Raw genomic sequence first — 16,300 nt, 5'->3', positions numbered from 1 at the left:
TAAAACAATGAAAAATAATTTTTTATTAGGATTAGCTTTAGCAGCTACGTTATTTACTTCATGTGGAGATGATGACACTGCAGACATTATTATTAATGATAATAGTGTTACAAATAACACAAATAACAACGGGGGTGGATCGGACAATAACGATGCAATCGAATTAAAAGGAAATTATACTACTGATTTAACATTAGATGCTTCTAAAGCATACACAATTACAGGACCAACTATATTTGAAGATGGTACTACTTTAACAATTCCTGCTGGAACAGTTATTAAAGCTGCTGCAACAGGTGCTGATGTTTATTTAGCTATTTCTCAAGGTGCAAAAATTATAGCAGAAGGAACATCTAGTCAACCTATTATCTTTACTTCTAGCGCTACTACTCCTAATGCAGGTGATTGGGGAGGACTAATCTTATTAGGTAAAGCTCCTATTAACTCTGTAGCTGGTGGTACTGCTACTTCAACTTCAGAAATCGCTAGTTTACCTTACGGTGGAGATGTAGCTGATGATAATTCAGGTACTTTACGTTATGTAAGAGTTGAGTACTCTGGAGGTAAAGCAGATGGTCAATCTGAAAACAACGGGTTTTCTTTCTACGGAGTTGGTAATGGTACAACTGTAGAGTACATTCAAATGTTTGAAGGAAAGGATGATGGTGTAGAATTCTTTGGAGGAACTGTAAACGTAAATAATGTATCTATTGTTAATGCTGAAGACGATTCTATTGACTGGACTGAAGGATACTCTGGTACTATTACAGACGCTTATGTTATGCACGGTACTGACCATGACAAAGGAATTGAAGCTGATGGTTACAATACTGATATAGGAAACTTATCTAGCCCTAAGTTTTTCTCTAAGCCAACAGTAACTAACTTAACTATTGAAGGGTTAGGTTCTGGAACTGCAAATGAAGCTATCCGTTTAAGAGCTGGTACTCAAGGTATTTTCAACAATGTTTTATTAATCGGTTTTGCTGAGGGATTTGATTTAGATGGTGATGCTACTGATAACCCAACTGGCAATGGTGTTACTTCTGGTGACTTGAAAGCTACTGATGTAAAGTTTGAAGATGTTACTGTTAAAGTAAAAAACGATACAGGTGTTGCTTTTGCTGATGCTGATTTCGTTACTGAAAATGATGCTGCAACTGGTACAGATTATGCTACTTGGGGAGCTGGATGGACTAGACAATAAAACTTATATCTCCTAACAAAAACCGAGCGATTTGCTCGGTTTTTTTGTTTTATAGTTTATTTACTTTTTAGTAATCTATGGTTAACTCATAAACAAGAAAAAAGCCAGATTTTTATAATGATTAATTATAATACATAAAAACTATGAAAAAAATTACATTAATTACATTGTTTATTTTAAGTTTCTCATGCTTTTCTCAAACCATAGATGTTATAGACTTTAAGGTAAATGAAACAAAAGGACTAACCTTTCCTGCTAGCACAAGATTTGATTTTGAATTTAAAATTAGAGGTGATTATAGCTACGGCACACATAGACACCATCAAATAGACTTAATTGTTTACAAAGACGCTGTAAACTCTTCAAATGAAATAGCCAGAAGTTATTGGAACCGTGAAGACGATGTTGACTTAATATTTTCTTCTTACACTTTAAAAAATTGGTGGAATACTTCACTTATAGATTACTCTACTGAACTAAATAAAAAGTTTCTTTTGGTGGTAAAGTATGCAGGTTTAACTAAAACTTTGACCTATATATTTCCTGATGGAGATAATGATGGAGATGGTATTTTGAATAGCCAAGATAATTGTATAAGTGTTTCAAACAGTAATCAAAACGATATGGATAATGACGGTATTGGTGATGCATGCGACTCACAAGACAATAGAGATTCTGATAGTGATGGGGTACAAAACTGGCAAGACAACTGCCCTAACCAAGCAGGCCCTTCCTCTAACAATGGATGTCCTATTGGTAACCCTGATTTTGTTGTCGTTAGTATGTCTATCAATGCAGGAGGAACTTATACGAGTACAGACTCATCTGGAGCATTAACTCTAAGAACCAACCAAAACCATAAATTCTGTGTTAATATTAAAAATATAGGGGCTGCAACCGGTACAATTAATAATACAGCTTTAATTCTAACAAACAGCTCAAGCTTGAATAGTTCAAGTATTGTAGCTAACCTTCCTTATCCTAGCTCTTCGTTAAGCATAGCTCCAAACCAAACTAAAGAGATGTGCTCAGAAATATATATATGGGATAATTATTCAGGATATAACCTTTCAAGCTTTAATTATTTACATGCTATAGCAGATTACCATGGAAACACATCTGAATCTAATGAAGGTAACAATCAAGCTTACGCTAGCGCTAATTCTTCATCATTTAAAACTCCAACTCAGTTGACTATTCATGATGTAAACGGAAATAAGATTAATGAAACTACTATCAATAGCAAAACACAAGAAACTGATATTATTAAAAACCTACCTGAAGGTTTCTACTTTATTGATAAAGACGGTAAAAAAAGTAAAATTTATAAAAAGAATTAATATTCTTTCTTTTAACAAAAAAACCGAGCAAATTGCTCGGTTTTTTTGTTTATTCTTTTAAATCAGAAAGACTGTATAATAAATCTTCTAGTTTTTTTAATTCTTTTGGTGGATTACCCGCATCAAATGTGCTTGATTTATATTCCTTATCAGTTATTTTAATAGCGAATTCTGCATGCAAAGCTCCATCTGTTATTCTTTTTTCGCTTGGTGCCTTTAAACCGCTTATTTCATCTAAATTTAACTCATTAACTATCCTTTTTAATTCTTCTAATTGTTCTTTTGTTACTTCTTTAGTTCCTTCCTTTTGATACGTTTTGTATGATAATTTATTTCCTTCAATAGTTAACTGTACCAAACTTCCTCTTGTTTGGGCTTCATAAGCTATTTTATCAAACTGTTTTGTTTTATTTTGTGCTACACAATTTATCACTAATAAAAATACTACAGGAATTATTATTTTTTGGTATTTCATCTATTCTTACTTTTTAGATTATGATAATAAAAAGACACTCTTTTAAATAAAGAACGTCTTAATATATAAATTTCGTATTAGAAACAGATTAGCCTGCTATAGTAGCTCTGAATCCTCCTGAAGTAAATACTGCATCCATTCTAGCTTTTTGACCTTCTTTCTGTAAACATATACATATAGCTATTGTCAGAACAACCCATAATCACGCCAGCACTTTAAAGGCTTTAAACATCTAACAATAAATTGATTAAAAAATTAATTTTTACATACTAAGCACAAAAAAAGGCACCCAACTAGGTGCCTTCTATGTTCTATATTAAAGTAAGTGATTACTTAAGTTTTTTCTTAACTGCAACTTCAGTATAAGCTTCTAGTGTATCTCCTTCTTTAATATCGTTATATCCTTTTATTTGAAGACCACAATCGTATCCTTTAGTTACTTCTTTAACATCGTCTTTAAAACGTTTTAACGACGTTAATACACCATCATGAACTACAATTCCATCTCTAATTACACGAACCTTAGAATCTCTTGTAATTTTCCCTGTCATCACCATACATCCTGCAATGTTACCAACTTTAGAAATTTTATAAACTTCTCTAATTTCTACATTACCAAGAACTTCTTCTTTCATCTCTGGAGATAACATTCCTTCCATGGCATCTTTCAAGTCATTAATAGCATCGTAGATAATTGAATATGTTCTGATATCAACCTCTTCTCTATCTGCTACTGAACGTGCATTTCCTTGTGGACGTACGTTAAATCCTACTATAATCGCGTCTGAAGCAGTTGCTAATAATACATCAGACTCGGTAATTGCTCCAACTCCTTTATGTAAAATATTTACTTGGATTTCTTCTGTAGATAGTTTCTGGAACGAATCTGTTAAAGCTTCTACTGAACCGTCTACATCTCCTTTTAAGATGATGTTTAATTCTTTGAAGTCTCCTAATGCAATACGTCGACCAATTTCTGCAAGCGTTAATGTTTTTTGTGTTCTAACTGATTGCTCACGTTGTAACTGAGAACGTTTAGCTGCTATTTGTTTAGCTTCACGCTCATCTTCAAATACATTAAATTTATCACCTGCTTGTGGTGCTCCATCTAACCCTAAAATTGATACAGGTGTAGAAGGTCCTGCTTCTAATACTTTTTTTCCTTTATCATCAAACATAGCTCTTACTTTACCACTATGCTTTCCTGCTAACATATAGTCTCCAATTTTTAAGGTACCTGCTTGTACTAAAATTGTAGACACATATCCTCTACCTTTATCTAATAAAGCTTCTACAACAGCTCCATTTGCATTCTTATCAGGGTTTGCTTTTAACTCTAATACTTCTGCTTCTAATAATACTTTTTCTAGTAATTCATCAACTCCTTGCCCTGTTTTAGCAGAAATTTCTTGTGATTGAATATTACCACCCCAGTCTTCTACTAATAAGTTCATAGAAGAAAGTTGCGTTTTAATATTATCTGGATTTGCGTTAGGCTTATCTATTTTATTTATTGCAAAAATAATTGGAACTCCTGCTGCTTGTGCATGAGAAATTGCCTCTTTTGTTTGTGGCATTACATCATCATCGGCAGCTACTACAATAATTACTAAATCGGTAACTTGAGCTCCACGTGCACGCATTGCTGTAAAGGCCTCGTGACCTGGTGTATCTAAGAAAGCTATTTTTTGATCTCCCACATTTACTGCATAAGCACCAATGTGTTGCGTAATACCTCCTGATTCCCCTTCAATTACATTCGCTTTACGAATATAATCTAATAACGAAGTTTTACCATGATCTACGTGTCCCATTACTGTAATAATTGGTGCACGAGTGGCTAAATCTTCTGGCTTATCTTCGGTTTCTTCTATAGATTCCTCTACTTCAGCACCTACAAATTCAACTGTATAGTTAAACTCTTCTGCTACAATTTGTAATGTTTCAGCATCTAAACGTTGGTTCATTGTTACCATCATTCCTAACATCATACAGCTAGAAATAATCTGGGTAACAGGAACATCCATCATCGTAGCTACTTCGCTTACCGTAACAAACTCTGTTACTTTTAACACTTTACTTTCTGCTTGTGCAGCTTGTAATTCAGCCTCACTTTGCTGACGGTGTGCGTCTCTTTTGTCTCTACGGTATTTTGCACCTTTTCCTTTTTTAGATTTACCTTGAAGTTTCTCTAAGGTTTCTCTAACTTGTTTTTGGATTTGTGCTTCTGTTAATTCTTCTTTTGGAGCTGTAGCTGGTCTTCTACCTCTTTGACCTCCTCGGTTTCCGCCTCTTTGGCCTCCTCGATTTGGACCACTTCCTCTATTATTTCCTTGAGGTCTTGCTCCTGTACCTGTACTTGGGGTACCTGGTTTACTAATCCTTTTACGTTTCTTTTTATCTCCGTCAGTCTTAGCTTCTGGTTTCTTCTTTTTTGGTCTTTCAAATTGTTTTAAATCAATCTTTTGACCTGTAAAATTAGGACCTTCTAATTTCTTATACTGAGTTTTAATTTTCTCAGCATTTTCTGGAGTAACCTCAGTCTCTTTTTCTGATTGCTTCACCTCTTTAACCTTTTTATCAACAGTCTTTTTAACTTCTTTAGGCTGTTCTTTTTTCACTTCCTTTTTAGGAGTATTAACTGTTTGTTTTTTTGGCTTTTCAGTTTTTGGAGGCTCTGGCTTTTTCTCTTCAACTTTTACTGGTTCTTCAACTTTTTTTGTTTCTTGAACTGGTTGAACAGACTCTTCTTTCTTAGGTTCTTCTACCTTCTCCTCTTTTTTTGCAGGCTCTACTTTTACTGGTTCAACTTTAGTTGGTTCAGTTTTAGTTGGTTCTGGTTTTTCTTCAACAGCTTTACCAGTTTCAACATCTATTTTACCTACAGTTTTAAGTTCTAACTTTTCAGCTTTGGCTTTTAAAACTTCTTGTTTTTTTGCTTCTTCTTCTAATCGCTTTTTTTCTTGCTCTTGTTCTAATTGCTGACGAATTGCCTCTTTCTCTTTTTTCTTTTCTTCGCTAACTTCTTTAGAGGCCACCTTTTTAGATTTATCAGTTTGAAAACCATCAAATAAAATTTGATATTCTTTATCTGATATTTTGGTAGTAGGGCGAGCTTCTATGTCATAGCCATTTTTAGCTAGGTGTTCTACAGCTCTATCTAAAGAAATGTTTAGTTCTCTTAAAACCTTATTTAGTCTTAATTTTTTGCCTTCAGCCATATATTATTTTATACTTTTTTATTGAAAAAACACACTTTATACATGCTAAGTATAGTTATGCTTTTTTTCTCTTTTTTGCTAGATTTTGCATTAAAAGCAGGAAACTAGCTTCCTTTATATATTTTAGTCTTCGAATTCTTCTCTTAAAATTCGTTGAACATCTAATATTGTTTCTTCTTCTAAATCGGTTCTCTGTACTAGCATTGATACGTCTTTTTCTAAAACACTCTTTGCTGTATCTAAACCTATCTTCTTGAACTCTGCAATTACCCAAGCTTCGATTTCGTCTGAGAATTCTGTTAACTCTACATCTTCTTCTTCAATTCCTTCTCTTTGAACATCTATTTCGTAACCTGTTAATTCACTTGCTAAACGAATATTAACACCAGCTCTACCAATTGCTTTTGATACTTCTTCTGGCTTTAATAAAACGTTTACACGTCCTTTTTTACCATTCTTCTCTTCTTCGTACATCTGAATATCTACAGAAGTAACTTTAGCAGGACTTAATGCTCTAGAAACAAACAATTGTTCGTTTTTAGTGTAATTGATTACATCAATATTTTCGTTTCCTAATTCACGTACAATACCATGAATACGAGATCCTTTTACACCAACACAAGCTCCAACAGGATCAATTCTATCATCATAAGAATCTACTGCTATTTTTGCTTTATCTCCAGGAATTCTTGCAACACCTTCAATAGTGATTAAACCATCAAAAACCTCAGGAATTTCTTGTTCAAATAATTTCACTAAGAACGCTGGCGAAGTTCTTGATAAAATAATAGCGGGTTTATTACCTCTTAACTCTACTGATTTTATCACTCCTCTAACTGCATCTCCTTTTCTAAAGAAGTCAGAACGAATCTGTTCACTCTTTGGTAAAACAATCTCATTTCCTTCATCATCCAACAAAATTACAGCATTATGACGAATATGGTGCACTTCTGCACTATAAATTTCTCCTTCTAAATCTTTAAATTGCTTAAAGACGTTTGTACTATCGTGCTCGTGAATTTTAGAAATTAGGTTTTGACGCAATGCTAAAATGGCACGTCTTCCTAAATCTACTAGCTTTACTTCTTCAGAAACATCTTCTCCAATTTCAAAATCTGGTTCAATTCTTCTTGCTTCTGAGAGTTCAATTTCCTCATTATCGTCTTCAGACATTCCATCTGCTACCACCACTCGGTTTCTCCAAATCTCTAAATCTCCTTTATCTGGGTTAATAATGATATCAAAGTTCTCATCTGACCCAAACCTACGTTTTAAGGCTGCACGAAATACTTCTTCTAAGATAGACATTAATGTTACTCTGTCTATACTTTTATTATCTTTAAACTCCGAAAATGATTCAATTAACGCAATATTTTCCATTTCATTCTCTAATTAAAATATGATCTTCACTTTTGCTTCTTTAATATCTTGATACGCTAGTGTTTTTGTTTTCTCTACCGTATGCTTTCCTTTACCTACTGGTTTAGGCTCTCTTGCTTTCCAAAATAAGGTAATAGTGTCTTCTGTTACCTCAGTTAATGTTCCTTCAAATTCTTCAGTTGCTGTTTTAACTTTTAGAATTCGATTGATATTCTTTTTATACTGACGCTTTACAGCTATTGGATGTGCAATATCTGGCGTGGTAACTTCTAACGAAAAGTCTTCTTCTTCTCTATCCAAGTTATGTTCTATATTTCTACTAATACGAATACATTCGCTTAGTGGCACACCTGAATCACCATCTACTATTACTTTTATTTTATTATCTGCCAAAAACTGTAAGTCAATTAAATATAACGACTCATTTTCTTGTAAGGCTTCTTGTAATAATTCTTTAACTCGTTCTTGATTCATCTTAGGTATAAAAAGAGGGGACTCACGTCCCCTTCATCTATCTGATTAATAAATTTGCTGCAAATATAGTAAGTTATTCATTAACACACAAATATCTTTTCCTTGTTACATTAAGTTGTTTTTTCGTATATTTAAATGACTATCTCTCTTTAAATCTTCTTATTATGAAAAAAATACTAGTACCAATCGATTTTTCAAAACCTTCTGAATATGCTTCGAAGTTAGCCTCGACAATAGCTAAAAAAGCTAACAGCGAAGTTCACCTACTTCATATGGTTGAACTTCCTACTGGATTTGTAGATATGGGATCAGGGGTTAATTTCAGTATCCCAGAAAGCATGTTGTATATTAGAAAAGTTCGCGACAGAATGCTTGATTACAAAAAAATGTTTTTTCCTAAAAACGACAATATCAAACATGCTATCCGATTTCAGACCCCTTATGATGGAATTCAAGATTATTCTAAAAAAAACGGAACAGATCTTATTGTTATGGGAGCTAAAGGTCACACAAATCTAGAGGAAATTCTTATAGGCTCTAACACCGAGAAAGTTGTGAGAAACTCTAATATTCCTGTTATTGTAACCAAAAAAAATAAAGACAATTTTAACCCTGAGAATATTGTTTTTGCTTCAAGTTTTAAGCCTAATAAAAATCAAGCCTTTGAGCGGTTTTTAGATTTTGCTAAAAATTTTAATAGTACAATTCACTTATTAAAAATAAATACTCCTCAAAAATTTGAAAACACTCAAGAAACCAATCAACGTATTAAAAAATTCATCGATAAATATGGTTTAAAAAACTACACTATAAATGCTTATAATGATTCTTCTATCGAAAAAGGGATTTTAAACTTCTCTACTAAAATTGATGCAGATATTATTGCATTAGCCACTCATGGAAGAAGTGGTTTATCTCACATATTTAATGGAAGTATTACTAAAAACCTATCAAAAAAAGCAATACGACCAATGCTTACTTTTAAAGTTTAAAAAAAGTAGTAGGGCTTGTTAAGCCCTACTACTTTTTATTACAATTACATTCAATTTACTTTTTATAAACTTTAACTAGTCCTACAGCTTCTTTTTGTGCACTCCAATTTTCTTCAATTTCTTTTCGAGCTTTATTTCCTAAAAAAGGACGCTCTTTGTTCATTAAACTTCGAAGCGTGTTTTGAAGTTCTTTTATATTTCCTGAATTAAATAAGTATCCAGACTCTAAATCTGTAATCAACTCAGAATGTACTCCAACATTTTTTGTAGCCACTACTGTATTTCCGCATGCCATTGCCTCTGCACATACTAAAGAAAATCCTTCAGTAAAAGAAGGAACTACTGTGATTTCAGCCACTTGATAATAAGAGATAATATCTAATGTTTCATCAATAAAGTAAACTTGATGTTCAACATTGTACTTTTTAGTTATTTCTTTTAACTCTTCTAAAAAAGGAAGTTTATCTACCTTCCCAACAACAGCCAGCGCCCAATCTTTATTTTCTTGTAATTCAGGTGATACAGCTTCTAGCAATATTTTTTGTCCCTTGGCTTTTCTTACTCTACCCGCACAAAGAATAATATTTTTTTGAACAATATTTTTCATTTTTTTTTCAGAATCAGGAACAAAAAGATTTGTATTTACTCCATGTGGTACTTTCACATTAGGAATTCCTAATGTTTTATGCATTGAGCTTGTTAATGTAACAACCTCGTCTGATTTCTTTAATAAAAACTTAGTAAAGCCTGAAGGCTCTGTTTCGGCGTGTCGTGTAGCTACTAATTTAAATTTCGCTCCAAAAACTCGATACCATAACATTTTTAAAATTTCATTGTTACGGTGGCAATGAACAACAATGTTTTCTTTGGAGAATAATAGTTTTTTTAGTTGGGGAGTTTTAATTTTTTCTCCTTCGATACCATAACCATAAAGATAAACTGTACACAATTTTTTTAATTCAGGAAGTACGTTTTCAATACTTCTTGTAACGCCTGTTCTTCTATTATGAAAATGTGTATGTACAACTACAAGGTTAGTATCCATCTAAGCAAATCTTCTTTCAATAATTTCTAACAGTCTATTTTCATATTCTTCTTTTTCAGACCAATCATAGTCTGGTTTAATCATTTTATTAATGAACTTTTTTGCTTCTTTTTCTGTTTTAATGGTATTCAACTGAGATATTACTCTATTAAAATCGTTTTGATCTCCATTAAATAAGTGTTTCACAAAAGCAATTCTATCATTCAAGTCAATTTGAATTGTAGTTTGAAAGTGATCATTTAATGATTTTTTAGGTTCTACTTTGGTAAACAAATCTGTCATTACATCTACCGAAATAGTATCTTGTAACTCATCTTCTAAGGTTTGAACCTTTCTTTCTCCAACATCTTTTACATCATTTTTCACGTCTTCTCCGTCACCATGTAGCAATTCTTCTAATTCATCAAAAGGCTGTTCAATAATTTCATTAGTAATTACCTCTTCATTAATTTCTTCAATTACTTTTTCAGCTATCTCATCTGCTTCTTGTTCAAAATCTTCCTTTAAGTCTTCTTCTAAGTGATGTACTTTTCTCTCTTCTAAAAGTTCTTCCTCCTGTATCTTTTCCTCTACAGGTTTCTCTACTTTTATCTCTTCTTTAATTAACTCTTCCTTTTTTTCTACCTCAGCTTTCAAACCTCTTATAACTTCCTCCTTAGACTCGATACTTATCTTTTCTTCCTTAGAAACAGCTTCTTCTACGACAACTTCTGCTTCCTTTTTTTCTTCAGCAAGCAACACATCTTTTAACAACTCCTCTTTAGTCTTTGTAGAATTAGGAGTATTATTTATATATTCTTCTACATACGCTAAAACCGATAGTTTTTCGTAAACCTCATATGCCTTTTGCTTTAACTCAAACACATCTTCCCTATTTTTCATCTGTAAGATACTGTGTGCTAAACTGGTTAAATCCGATGCTAGTTTTTTGTGCATAAGTTGTTGTTTGATTTTAATTTTTGCTGTTAAATTTTAATAAATTTGTTCCTTATTCGAAAGTAATACAAAAATCAATAATTTAGAGCTTAAAATTACAAAATGTTTCTTGAAAATACAGTAAATCATACAGAACAATTTGGTTGGATTGAGGTAATTTGTGGCTCAATGTTTTCGGGAAAAACCGAAGAATTAATCCGTAGACTTAAACGTGCGCAGTTTGCTAAGCAACGTGTTGAAATTTTTAAACCTTCAGTTGATACTCGATATGACGATGAGGAAGTAGTATCTCACAATGAAAATAGGATTCGTTCTACACCAGTTCCTGCATCTTCAAATATTAGGTTATTAGCTAATGATGTTGATGTTATTGGAATAGACGAAGCACAGTTTTTTGACGATGAAATCGTAGCTGTTTGTAATGATTTAGCCAATAGAGGAATTCGTGTTATTGTAGCTGGTTTAGACATGGACTTTAAAGGAAAACCTTTTGGACCAATGCCTGCTTTAATGGCTACTGCAGAATACGTTACTAAGGTACATGCTGTTTGTACTCGCACAGGAAACTTAGCTCACTATAGTTACAGAAAAGCTCAAAGTGAGGATTTAGTATTTTTGGGCGAAACCCAAGAATACGAGCCACTAAGTAGAGCCGCCTATTATAAAGCTATGAAAGAGCACGAAACGCATAATAAAAAAGAAAGCAATAATGAATAATAATCACGTTACCGTATTAGAAATTGACCCTAAAGCTGTACTACACAATTTAGCCTATTTTAAACAAAAGCTACAACCTACCACAAAAATATTAGTAGTTGTTAAAGCTTTTGGTTACGGAAGTGAGTCAACTGAGATTGCTAAAATTGTACAAGACCAAGTTGATTATTTTGCAGTTGCTTATTCCTACGAAGGAATAGTATTACGTGAAGCAGGAATTACAACTCCTATTTTAGTTCTAAACCCTCAAATTCAAAACTTAAAAGATATTGTTAAGTATCGTTTAGAACCCAACCTATATAATTTTAAAATTTTTGATGCTTTTTTAAAACTTGCTGATGAAGAGCCTTTAATGAATTACCCTATACACCTAAAATTTAATACGGGATTAAATCGATTAGGCTTTTGGCATACTGATGTTCCTTCTATTGTTGCTGAGCTAAAGAAATCAAACAACATAAAAGTTGAATCAATATTTTCTCATTTAGCTGCTAGTGAAGATCCTAATGAACAAAATTTCACTATAGGTCAAATAAATAACTTTGCCTACATCGTAAAACAAATTTATGAGCATTTAGGATACGAGCCTATGATACATATCTTAAACACCTCTGGAATTATCAATTATCCTCAAGCTCAATTTGACATGGTTCGCTTAGGAATAGGATTATACGGCTTTGGAAATGATGAACAAGAAACCTCTCAACTTAAAAATACCCATACACTTAAATCTATAGTTTCTCAAATCAATATAGTTCAACCGGGTGAAACTCTTGGATATAATAGAGCTTTTGTTGCTAGTCAACCTACACGAAGCGCAACCATTCCTATAGGACATGCGGATGGTATTTCACGAAAATTAGGAAATAAAAATGGGTTTGTTTTTATCAACAATCAACCAGCCCCTATTATTGGAAATGTGTGTATGGATATGATTATGGTAGATGTTACTAAAATTGATTGTAACGAAGGCGATGAAGTTATTATTTTCAATCACCAACAACACATAGAATATATGGCACATAAATGCGAAACTATTTCGTATGAAATACTTACCGCCTTATCTCAACGTATAAAAAGATTAGTTAAAAGTTAATTTTTCATATCCTTCAATTCAATTAACTATTAAAGCTTAAAACTAGGGGAATACTCAAAGAACTTAAAGATTTTGCAATGAAAGGAAATTTAGTGGACATTGCAGTAGGTTTTGTAATGGGTGCTGCTTTCAAGCAAGTGGTAACTTCTTTCACTGGAGGAATTGTTTCTCCTTTAATTGGACTAATTTTTAACGCTGATTTAAAAGATTTAAAATACATAATCTCAGAAGGTGTTGCTGATGAAGCAGGTAAAATAACAGGAGAAGTTGCCATATTATATGGTGAATTTTTAACTAATGTTATCGATTATATTATTGTAGCCTTTGTAATGTTTATGGTTGTAAAAGCAGTAAATGTAATGAAGAAAAAAGAAGAGCCAGCTCCAGAAGCTCCAAAAAGGCCTTGCCAAGAAGAATTATTAGCAGAAATTAGAGATTTGCTTAAAAAGCAACTCTTAAAAATATGCAACAAAAAAGCTCGCAATTTCGAGCTTTTCTATTTTTAATAACTCTATCTACACATGCTTTCCTTTGTTCCATCCATGTTTTCCTAAATACTGCTCACCACTTTCAACCGCACCATCTTCAATACTCGTTCCCATAGAATCATTCCAACGGTTTAAATACCCAAAGAGAGAAATAACTCCAAGCATTTCCACAATTTCTCCTTCATTCCAATACTTATATAATTCCTCTTTAATCTTTTCATCTACCATATTTGGAACCATTGAAGCTGCTAATGAAAAATCTAACGCAGCGCGTTCAGCATCAGAAAAAGCAGAATGTGTTTTATATTCCCAAATATTATCTAATTGTTCTTGTTCTGCACCGTAACGTTCAGCAGCACGAATTGCATGAGCTTGACAATAACGACAACCTGTTGCATTACTGCTTACCCAAGCAATCATTCTTTTTAAAGCAGAAGTTACCCGACCGTGATTAGCCATAACTGCTTTATTTAAATTAATAAATGCTTTAGAAATTTCTGGTCGGCGTTGCATAGTTAATACCGAATTTGGGCAAAAACCTAAGGTTTCATTATAAAAATCGGATAATTGCTTGGTTTCTGCATCATGATTCGGATTTAAAGGAGTTACTAAAGACATAGTTTTATTTTTTAAGTTTTTAATACTAACTTTTTACTGTAAGTTTGTGTTACTATTTACATAATTAAGTCAAATCATACACAGACTTACTTACGCAATAAACAAAAAATTATTAAGATATGGCAACAAACACAGTTACAACCGTTTGGAAAGAAAACATGCAATTTGAAAGTGATAACCCAAGTGGGCATCCAATAGTTATTGATACTTCTGAAGAGCACGGAGGTAATAATACTGGTTTACGACCTAAAGCTATGATGCTTTCATCGTTAGCAGGTTGTTCTGGTTTAGATATTGTACCTATGTTAGAAAAAATGCGTGTAGAAATTGATGATTTTAAAATTGTAGTTACCGGTGAATTAACCGAAGAGCATCCAAAATATTACCACAAAGTATTAGTTGATTATCATTTTTACGGAAGCGATTTAGACGAGAAAAAAATTAACAAAGCAGTAGATTTATCGATAGAAAAATACTGTGGTGTTATGGAAATGTTTAGGAAATTTGCAGACGTAGCTACTGGCATACATCTACACAACAATTAATTTTTGAGAAAAATTGCTATGCGCTGGACATTAAAACCGCAACCAGACACCAATAAAGCAAAACAATTAGCCAAAGAACTATCTATCGATACAACCTTGGCTAAAATTTTGGTACAACGTGGTATTGAAACATTTGATGATGCAAAACATTTTTTTCGCCCATCACTAAATGATTTACACAATCCTTTTTTAATGAAGGATATGGAAATTGCTGTACAGCGTATAGAAAACGCTATAGCTAATAATGAAAACATTTTAGTTTTTGGTGATTATGATGTTGACGGAACTACTGCCGTTTCTTTAATGTCATCCTACTTAAAAACAATTCACCCAAATATTGCAACCTATATTCCTGACCGATATGAAGAAGGATATGGTGTTTCTTATAGAGGAATTGATTTTGCCGAAGATAATGGATTTTCTCTCATCATAGCTTTAGACTGTGGAATTAAGGCTATTGATAAAGTTGATTATGCTACTAAAAAAGGAATCGATTTTATTATTTGTGATCACCATAAACCTGGGAGCGAAGTTCCAAAAGCGGTTGCTGTTTTAAATCCTAAGCAAATAGATTGTAACTATCCATATGATGAATTGTGTGGCTGTGGTGTTGGTTTTAAATTAATTCAGGCATTAGCTTCAAAAAGAAATCAAACTATTGAAGATTTAGTTCCATATTTGGATTTAGTCGCTACTGCCATTGCTGCCGACATTGTTCCTATGACTGGTGAAAACAGAGTATTAGCGTATCATGGATTACAAGTAATCAATTCACTCCCTAGAGATGGTATCAAAGCCATCATTCATCAATTACAAAAAAAAGAACTCACCATTACCGATGTAGTTTTTATCATCGCTCCACGGATAAATGCTGCGGGACGAATGAAACACGGAAACTATGCCGTTGAACTGTTAACCGAAATGGATTTTGATTCAGCAGTTGAGTTTGCTGCTGCGATTGAAAAATTCAATTCTGACAGAAAGGAACTGGATAAAGCAATTACCCAAGAAGCCTTGCTTCAAATTGAAAACAACAACGAACAAGAAAAATATACTACAGTTGTTTTTGATGAAAACTGGCACAAAGGAGTTATCGGTATTGTTGCTTCACGTTTAACCGAAACCTATTATAGACCAACTTTGGTATTTACTAAAAGTGGAGAAAAGCTAGCAGCCTCTGCACGTTCTGTTAAAGGATTTGATGTGTATAATGCTTTAGAACAATGTTCAGAGTTCATTGAACAGTTTGGTGGGCACAAATATGCTGCAGGTTTAACCTTGTTACCTGAGCAATATGAAAACTTTAAAAATAAATTTGAAGAAGTGGTTGCTTCCACCATTGACAAAAATTTGTTAACGCCAGAAATTACGATTGATGCTGAAATTGACTTATCAGAAATTACACCTAAGTTTTTCCGTATTATTCAACAAATGGCTCCATTTGGCCCACTAAATATGAAGCCTGTTTTTACCACTACAGCCGTGAGAGATAACGGTTATGGTAAACAAGTTGGTGCAGACAAGAGTCATTTAAAACTAAACCTTATTTATGGTTCTGACAAAAAAACTTACAATGTTATAGGTTTTGGTTTAGGAAATAAAATAAACCTTACCCAAAATGATTTTGACGTTGCTTATACATTAGATGAGAATACTTGGAATGGACATACTTCTATTCAGTTAATGTTAAAAGATTTAAAATAGTAAAAGACCTATATTTTTTATTTAGAATAATTCCAAATAAACTTATATATTTGTTATCGATA

At 32.9% G+C, this 16,300-nt stretch carries 15 protein-coding genes; 8 read left to right on the top strand and 7 right to left on the bottom strand.

Annotated elements, in window-relative coordinates; genetic code table 11:
- Positions 1-7 precede the first annotated feature (7 nt).
- Together C7448_RS02895 and C7448_RS16080 are read left to right on the top strand one after the other, a co-directional pair.
- A complete protein-coding gene (locus C7448_RS02895; RefSeq protein ID WP_115899845.1) occupies positions 8-1,207 on the top strand; it encodes a multidrug transporter in 1,200 nt (399 codons plus the stop codon).
- 143 nt (positions 1,208-1,350) lie between these two features.
- Positions 1,351-2,547: a thrombospondin type 3 repeat-containing protein gene (locus tag C7448_RS16080; protein ID WP_115899844.1), complete on the top strand. Its 1,197-nt coding sequence runs from the start codon at positions 1,351-1,353 to the stop codon at positions 2,545-2,547.
- 49 nt (positions 2,548-2,596) lie between these two features.
- Here the strand turns inward: C7448_RS16080 and C7448_RS02885 are convergent, their stop codons facing one another.
- The 4 genes from C7448_RS02885 to rimP form a co-directional block, all read right to left on the bottom strand.
- The gene (locus C7448_RS02885) at positions 2,597-3,022 is read right to left on the bottom strand and encodes a hypothetical protein (RefSeq protein WP_115899843.1); all 426 of its coding nucleotides are present in this window, start codon (positions 3,020-3,022) and stop codon (positions 2,597-2,599) included.
- A 329-nt stretch (positions 3,023-3,351) separates the two neighbouring features.
- Positions 3,352-6,243, bottom strand: a complete 2,892-nt coding sequence (gene infB, locus C7448_RS02880) for a translation initiation factor IF-2 (protein ID WP_115899842.1) — start codon at positions 6,241-6,243, stop codon at positions 3,352-3,354.
- 123 nt (positions 6,244-6,366) lie between these two features.
- Complete coding sequence (gene nusA, locus C7448_RS02875) at positions 6,367-7,623, bottom strand: transcription termination factor NusA (protein WP_115899841.1); 1,257 nt, start codon at positions 7,621-7,623, stop codon at positions 6,367-6,369.
- Positions 7,624-7,635: 12 nt separating this feature from the next.
- On the bottom strand, positions 7,636-8,097 hold the full coding sequence (rimP, locus tag C7448_RS02870) for a ribosome assembly cofactor RimP (protein ID WP_115899840.1): 462 nt from the start codon (positions 8,095-8,097) through the stop codon (positions 7,636-7,638).
- 164 nt (positions 8,098-8,261) lie between these two features.
- Here rimP and C7448_RS02865 point away from each other — a divergent pair, with 164 nt between their 5' ends.
- Positions 8,262-9,089: a universal stress protein gene (locus C7448_RS02865; RefSeq protein WP_115899839.1), complete on the top strand. Its 828-nt coding sequence runs from the start codon at positions 8,262-8,264 to the stop codon at positions 9,087-9,089.
- A gap of 55 nt (positions 9,090-9,144) precedes the next feature.
- Here C7448_RS02865 and C7448_RS02860 read toward each other — a convergent pair whose 3' ends face one another.
- Entirely contained in the window at positions 9,145-10,134 is a 990-nt protein-coding gene (locus C7448_RS02860) for a glycosyltransferase family 4 protein (RefSeq protein ID WP_115899838.1), read from the bottom strand.
- Complete coding sequence (locus tag C7448_RS02855; protein WP_115899837.1) at positions 10,135-11,070, bottom strand: hypothetical protein; 936 nt, start codon at positions 11,068-11,070, stop codon at positions 10,135-10,137.
- A gap of 102 nt (positions 11,071-11,172) precedes the next feature.
- Between C7448_RS02855 and C7448_RS02850 the strand changes: the two genes are divergently transcribed.
- Genes C7448_RS02850 through mscL form a run of 3 tightly spaced genes read left to right on the top strand, consistent with a single transcriptional unit; the run spans position 11,173 to position 13,389 of the window.
- On the top strand, positions 11,173-11,787 hold the full coding sequence (locus C7448_RS02850) for a thymidine kinase (RefSeq protein ID WP_115899836.1): 615 nt from the start codon (positions 11,173-11,175) through the stop codon (positions 11,785-11,787).
- Positions 11,780-12,883: an alanine racemase gene (gene alr / locus C7448_RS02845; protein ID WP_115899835.1), complete on the top strand. Its 1,104-nt coding sequence runs from the start codon at positions 11,780-11,782 to the stop codon at positions 12,881-12,883. The genes C7448_RS02850 and alr overlap by 8 nt, the downstream gene beginning before the upstream one ends.
- 50 nt (positions 12,884-12,933) lie before the next feature.
- On the top strand, positions 12,934-13,389 hold the full coding sequence (mscL, locus tag C7448_RS02840) for a large conductance mechanosensitive channel protein MscL (protein ID WP_115899834.1): 456 nt from the start codon (positions 12,934-12,936) through the stop codon (positions 13,387-13,389).
- A gap of 9 nt (positions 13,390-13,398) precedes the next feature.
- Here the strand turns inward: mscL and C7448_RS02835 are convergent, their stop codons facing one another.
- Entirely contained in the window at positions 13,399-13,989 is a 591-nt protein-coding gene (locus C7448_RS02835; protein WP_115899833.1) for a carboxymuconolactone decarboxylase family protein, read from the bottom strand.
- Positions 13,990-14,108: 119 nt separating this feature from the next.
- Between C7448_RS02835 and C7448_RS02830 the strand changes: the two genes are divergently transcribed.
- Together C7448_RS02830 and recJ are read left to right on the top strand one after the other, a co-directional pair.
- On the top strand, positions 14,109-14,534 hold the full coding sequence (locus tag C7448_RS02830; protein WP_115899832.1) for an OsmC family protein: 426 nt from the start codon (positions 14,109-14,111) through the stop codon (positions 14,532-14,534).
- A gap of 18 nt (positions 14,535-14,552) precedes the next feature.
- The gene (gene recJ, locus C7448_RS02825; protein ID WP_115899831.1) at positions 14,553-16,238 is read left to right on the top strand and encodes a single-stranded-DNA-specific exonuclease RecJ; all 1,686 of its coding nucleotides are present in this window, start codon (positions 14,553-14,555) and stop codon (positions 16,236-16,238) included.
- Positions 16,239-16,300: the final 62 nt, after the last annotated feature.

Origin of the sequence: Tenacibaculum gallaicum, assembly GCF_003387615.1 — a bacterium.
GTDB lineage: Bacteria > Bacteroidota > Bacteroidia > Flavobacteriales > Flavobacteriaceae > Polaribacter > Polaribacter gallaicus.
This window is presented reverse-complemented; position numbering and strand designations above follow the sequence as displayed.

What these genes read in the sequence shown, in the direction of transcription:
- rimP (WP_115899840.1), bottom strand. Translation starts at nt 8,097, where the DNA reads ATGAATCAAGAACGAGTTAAAGAATTATTACAAGAAGCCTTACAAGAA.
- nusA (WP_115899841.1), bottom strand. Translation starts at nt 7,623, where the DNA reads ATGGAAAATATTGCGTTAATTGAATCATTTTCGGAGTTTAAAGATAAT.
- recJ (WP_115899831.1), top strand. Translation starts at nt 14,553, where the DNA reads ATGCGCTGGACATTAAAACCGCAACCAGACACCAATAAAGCAAAACAA.
- C7448_RS02850 (WP_115899836.1), top strand. Translation starts at nt 11,173, where the DNA reads ATGTTTCTTGAAAATACAGTAAATCATACAGAACAATTTGGTTGGATT.
- alr (WP_115899835.1), top strand. Translation starts at nt 11,780, where the DNA reads ATGAATAATAATCACGTTACCGTATTAGAAATTGACCCTAAAGCTGTA.
- C7448_RS02885 (WP_115899843.1), bottom strand. Translation starts at nt 3,022, where the DNA reads ATGAAATACCAAAAAATAATAATTCCTGTAGTATTTTTATTAGTGATA.
- C7448_RS02860 (WP_115899838.1), bottom strand. Translation starts at nt 10,134, where the DNA reads ATGGATACTAACCTTGTAGTTGTACATACACATTTTCATAATAGAAGA.
- C7448_RS16080 (WP_115899844.1), top strand. Translation starts at nt 1,351, where the DNA reads ATGAAAAAAATTACATTAATTACATTGTTTATTTTAAGTTTCTCATGC.
- C7448_RS02895 (WP_115899845.1), top strand. Translation starts at nt 8, where the DNA reads ATGAAAAATAATTTTTTATTAGGATTAGCTTTAGCAGCTACGTTATTT.
- infB (WP_115899842.1), bottom strand. Translation starts at nt 6,243, where the DNA reads ATGGCTGAAGGCAAAAAATTAAGACTAAATAAGGTTTTAAGAGAACTA.
- C7448_RS02855 (WP_115899837.1), bottom strand. Translation starts at nt 11,070, where the DNA reads ATGCACAAAAAACTAGCATCGGATTTAACCAGTTTAGCACACAGTATC.
- C7448_RS02835 (WP_115899833.1), bottom strand. Translation starts at nt 13,989, where the DNA reads ATGTCTTTAGTAACTCCTTTAAATCCGAATCATGATGCAGAAACCAAG.
- C7448_RS02865 (WP_115899839.1), top strand. Translation starts at nt 8,262, where the DNA reads ATGAAAAAAATACTAGTACCAATCGATTTTTCAAAACCTTCTGAATAT.
- C7448_RS02830 (WP_115899832.1), top strand. Translation starts at nt 14,109, where the DNA reads ATGGCAACAAACACAGTTACAACCGTTTGGAAAGAAAACATGCAATTT.